We start from the raw sequence: 2377 nt of genomic DNA on the forward strand, positions 1-2377 counted from the left end.
TAAAAATATCAAAAAAATATTATCTAATTATATTTAATAAAACAGGACAAAAAATTAAATTAATTCTTTTTATTTAAAAAATCAGGGTTTTTTTTAATATAACGCTTTTTAATAAATTTATTGTATTAAATTAAATAATTTAGTAGATTAAAATTTAAGATATTTTAATTATTATTAAAGAGGTGACTACATGTCTCAAAAAAGTTCTTCTCCTAGATGGGAAAGTAATATAAGCTTTATACTTGCCATGATTGGGTCTGCTGTCGGATTAGGAAATATATGGCGTTATCCATATGTTGCATATACCAATGGTGGAGGAGCATTTATACTTCCATATATTATTTCAATAATATGTCTTGGAATTCCATTACTATTTATTGAATATGGTACTGGATATAAATTCAAGTCGGGTATGAGTAAAATTCTTCGTAAAATTAATACAAAATATGAATATATAGGATGGTTTATTCAAACATCAACCTTTTTTATTTTAACATACTATGTATGTGTAGTAGCATGGAATCTATTGTATGTTCCATTAAGCTTTTTTAAAGGTTGGGGTTCAAATCCAGATAATTTTCTGAATACAGTAATACTAGAATCAACAACAGATGTAAGTGGATTGTTTCATATAGCAATATATGTTCTTATTGCACTTACAATTGTATGGATTATATTATGGTATATTTCACATCATGATATAAATAAGGGAATAGGTAAATTTAATAAAATATTAACACCCTTATTATTTATTATAATGATAATTATAGTGGCATTTGCTCTTACATTACCAGGATCAGGTTTTGGTGTATTAACTCTCCTAACACCAGATTTATCAGCAATTACTAATTCAGACATATGGATTGCAGCACTAAGTCAAATTTTATTTTCACTTAGTATAGGTATGTGTATTGTTGTTGCATATACTGCATATCTTCCAGATGATGTTAATATTCCTAAAAATGTACTACTTGTAGCTTTAGCAAATAGTTCATTTGAAGTATTTACAGCAATAGGAATTTTTGGAATACTTGGTTTTATGAGTACAACACATGGAATTCCTATTAATGAACTTGTAACACAAGGAACTACATTAGCATTTGTAGCATTCCCTCAAATATTTAATGTAATGGGATTTATAGGTTATATTATTGGGCCTTTATTCTTTATAGCATTATTATTTGCAGGTATAACATCAAATATTTCAATAATGGAACCTATTATCTTATCACTTAGAGATAAATTTGGTTTTGAAAGAAAAAAAGCAGTGACAATATGTTGTGTTGTAGGATTTATAATATCATTACTATTTACAACTTCCTTGGGAAGTAGTTTAGTAGGAGTATTTGACACATTCATAAATCAATTTGGTGTGGTGTTAAATGTAATTATTGAACTTATATTAATTACATGGATTTATGGAATTGATAAAATTCTACCTGGAATAAATAAGAATGCAACCTTCCTAAAAATAGGACCTAAATGGAAAATATGGATGAAATACATTATTCCAATAATTATATTCATAATATGGATTAAAGGTATTTCTGAGTCATTAATAACAAATGATACATTTACAAACACAGTACAATTGTTGTTATTGGTGGCATTGTTTATTGTTCCATTGATACTAACAAAAATTCCAGCAAAAGTTGAAGATTACTAAAAAACTAACATTAATTGTTAGTTTTTCTTATTTTTTTTTTTAGATTAATTTCTTTTAGAATTATTATTATAAAGAGATTTTTTATTTTTTTTTGAAAAAGTATAAAAATTGAGTGTATAGTTAATAAAAAAAATATAAATTCTTTTTTTCTTATTAATTAAAACACTATTTTTTTTAGTTTAAGATTTTAGTAGAATTAACTATTGATTCTATTGTAGATTCTTTAAATGTTTCATTCATTTTACCTTTAACAAATATGTGATATGTGTTGTTATCTTTACTATACCAGAAATGATAAGCATTACTTGTATTATTATCAACAGTGTTCATATCATCATCGGTGTCGTTATCAGTTGCATTTGAAACTATAACACCTTCAATAGAAATATTATTATAATTTGATGAATAATTTTCTATAGTGTAATTATTTGCATGTTTTTTGTTAAAATCATCAACTAAATCTTTAACTGTTTCATTTGTTTTAAGTCTATCAACTTTGATTATAGTTTTAGAATCAGATATTTTAATTGTTTTATCTGTGGAATTTATTACTTTATAACCTGTAGGGGTTGTAAAATTTAATTTAGGACTATTATCATTCATTGTAAAGAAGAATACTCCACAAACTCCTACTAAAACTATTAAAAGTATAACTAAAATACTTAATTTTTTAGTATCCATTTTAATCTCCCATTTATTTTAAAAAAAAGA

At 24.5% G+C, this 2377-nt stretch carries 2 protein-coding genes; one reads left to right on the plus strand and one right to left on the minus strand.

Features of this window, described 5'->3' with window-relative positions:
• Positions 1 to 190 precede the first annotated feature (190 nt).
• Positions 191 to 1666 carry a sodium-dependent transporter gene (locus A9758_RS02895; protein ID WP_011406289.1) on the plus strand — a complete coding sequence of 492 codons (1476 nt, stop codon included), beginning with the start codon at positions 191 to 193 and terminating at the stop codon, positions 1664 to 1666.
• 174 nt (positions 1667 to 1840) lie between these two features.
• On the opposite strand, the gene A9758_RS02900 is transcribed toward A9758_RS02895, so the two are convergent.
• Complete coding sequence (locus A9758_RS02900; protein ID WP_011406290.1) at positions 1841 to 2347, minus strand: hypothetical protein; 507 nt, start codon at positions 2345 to 2347, stop codon at positions 1841 to 1843.
• Positions 2348 to 2377 lie beyond the last annotated feature (30 nt).

Origin of the sequence: Methanosphaera sp. A6, assembly GCF_001729395.1 — an archaeon.
GTDB classification, from domain to species: Archaea; Methanobacteriota; Methanobacteria; order Methanobacteriales; family Methanobacteriaceae; genus Methanosphaera; species Methanosphaera stadtmanae.